This window comes from Microcystis sp. LEGE 08355, assembly GCF_015207185.1.
Taxonomy (GTDB): Bacteria; Cyanobacteriota; Cyanobacteriia; order Cyanobacteriales; family Microcystaceae; genus Microcystis; species Microcystis panniformis.
Genome location: NZ_JADEXI010000669.1, coordinates 1 through 2,355, shown reverse-complemented (window position 1 = coordinate 2,355; position 2,355 = coordinate 1). Strand labels below are relative to the sequence as shown.

3 protein-coding genes are annotated in these 2,355 nt (G+C 42.5%); all 3 read left to right on the top strand.

What is annotated here, in order from left to right:
- A partial coding sequence (locus IQ242_RS22690; RefSeq protein WP_193961504.1) for an RNA-guided endonuclease TnpB family protein occupies window positions 1-797 on the top strand: 797 nt, incomplete at its 5' end.
- A 111-nt stretch (window positions 798-908) separates the two neighbouring features.
- Window positions 909-1,115: a hypothetical protein gene (locus tag IQ242_RS22685; protein WP_002799562.1), complete on the top strand. Its 207-nt coding sequence runs from the start codon at window positions 909-911 to the stop codon at window positions 1,113-1,115.
- 41 nt (window positions 1,116-1,156) lie between these two features.
- Complete coding sequence (locus IQ242_RS22680; RefSeq protein ID WP_193961503.1) at window positions 1,157-2,056, top strand: amino acid ABC transporter substrate-binding protein; 900 nt, start codon at window positions 1,157-1,159, stop codon at window positions 2,054-2,056.
- Window positions 2,057-2,355 lie beyond the last annotated feature (299 nt).

The window sequence follows — 2,355 nt, the reverse complement described above, 5'->3', positions numbered from 1 at the left end:
AACCCTTACCTATTCGATGGTCAAGACAAATACCAGAAAGCTGTGAACCAAGCACAGTAACAGTCAGATTACATCCTTCTGGACGTTGGCATATTTCAATTAGATTTGATGACCCAACGATTAAGCCTCTACCAGTAACAGATAAAGCCATCGGAATTGACTTAGGAATTAGTAGCCTCGTGATTACCAGCGATGGCGATAAAGTATCTAATCCCAAGCATTTTAAAAAGCATTATCGGAGACTGCGAAAGGCCCAAAAAAGCCTTTCTAGAAAACAGAAAGGGTCAAAAAATCGGGAAAAAGCAAGAATCAAAGTAGCCAAGATTCACGCTCAAATCACCGATAGCAGAAAAGACCATTTACATAAGCTAACCACTCAATTAGTTCGTGAAAACCAAACGATTGTGGTTGAGAATTTAGCCGTTAAGAATATGGTCAAAAACCCGAAATTATCTCAGGCAATATCTGATGTAAGCTGGGGAGAAATTACCCGACAATTAGCCTATAAATGCCGTTGGTATGGGAGAAACTACATCGAAATAGATAGATGGTTTCCTAGCTCTAAAAGGTGTAGTAATTGCGGGTATATTGCTGAGAAAATGCCGTTAAATGTTCGAGAGTGGGACTGTCCAGACTGTGGGACTCACCATGACCGAGATATTAACGCCAGTAAAAATATTTTGGCCGCAGGGCTTGCGGTGTCAGTCTGTGGAGCGACTATAAGACCAGAACAGAGTAAATCTGTTAAGGCAGGTGCGAAAAATCCTTCGGGACAGAAGCAGAAACCCAAATCGTGAGGTTTGGGAATCGCCGTCCGTTTTACGGCGGCGAGGATGTCAATTCCTTAACCCAAACTGACGCTAACCCTGTTACAATACAGATAACTAACCAAATTTGAATTAAAAACTATGCGACTTAAGCGATGGGAGTCCCCCCGCCGTCAGGGACGTAACGACAAAGGCAAGGGTGGTTCGGCCCGACAGCGACAACTGAAAAAACAATTTAAAATGCTGTCGAAAAAACTGAAAGGGGGAGAGAGTAACATCTCTCCTCTTTTTTTGTCCCCAGCAATCGCCGCTGAAAAATCTTCCTCTGGGAAACTCTCCGTCTCCTGAAACAGTCCCAGACTTGAGCCACTTTCAGATTAGGAAAAAAAATGAAGCGTATACTTGCCGTCATGACAATGACAGTAGCTTTAACCCTCACCAGTAACCATTCTAGCCTTGCCGGAGCAATCTTCGATCGCATTCAAAAAACTGGGGTAATTACTGCCGGCGCTCGTAAAGATGCTATTCCCTTTGGTTTTGTCAACTCCCAAGGCAAGTGGGTGGGTTACAGCCTTGATATGTTAGAGTTAATTCGCAAGGAAACCGAACGGAAGTTAGGAAAACCAATTAAGTTAAAAATTGTTGAGATTACTCCCCAAAATCGTTTTGAAAAGTTGAAAACAGGGGTCATAGATATCGAATGTGGCTCCACTACTTTTACTTGGAAAAGAGAAAATGAAGTGGATTTTTCCGTTAGTTACTTTGCCAGTGGCACTCAATTGTTAACCCGCAAAGGTAGTAATCTCGATGACATCGGCAGCCTGGCAGGCAGACGCATTGGAGTGATTGCCAATACTACTAATGAAGCGGTGATTAAAACCCAACAACCCGCCGCTATTTTGGTCAAAGTTAAAAATCGTGGCGAGGGTTTACAAAAACTAGAAGCGGGAGAAATTGATGGTTTTGCCAGTGATGGCATTACCCTGGAAGGTTTAAGGAAAAGCGCTAAAAATCCCAATAATTTAGCCATAGTTCCCTCCTATCCCTACGCCTACGAATCCTATGCCTGTACTTTACCCGAAAATGATTCTAAATGGCGCGATACAGTGAATTATACCCTATTAAAATTCATGGAAGGGATCGTTAGTGACCAACAACAAGCGGTGACAATTTATGAACGTTGGTTTGGTGAAGACGGAGTTGTTCCCTATTCCAGAGAGACTATTAATGATTATTTTCAAGGTATTGTCAACACCTACGAATGGATTCCTTTAACTGTATTTCCCTAAAATCAAGACCTTTTTAGGGACAGGTTCAAAAAGGCACTCTTGCAAGGGGAAATTATGAATAGGGAAGTAGGAAGTGGGGAGGTGGGTTTTTAAAGTTGGATTTGATTAATAAAGGTAAAAAATAAACCCCCTCAACTGTTAGTTAGCAAAAATTAAGTAGGTAGGTGTTAAAAGTTGTCAGACACCCCCCTTATTAAGGGGGGATTAAGGGGGGATCCCCCCGCCTATCGGCACCCCCCTTATCAAGGGGGGCAGGGGGGATCAGAGGCAAAATCTATCTTCAATTTAATTATAACTAC

Coding starts and splice junctions, on each gene's coding strand:
- IQ242_RS22685 (WP_002799562.1), top strand. CDS start 909: ATGCGACTTAAGCGATGGGAGTCCCCCCGCCGTCAGGGACGTAACGAC.
- IQ242_RS22680 (WP_193961503.1), top strand. CDS start 1,157: ATGAAGCGTATACTTGCCGTCATGACAATGACAGTAGCTTTAACCCTC.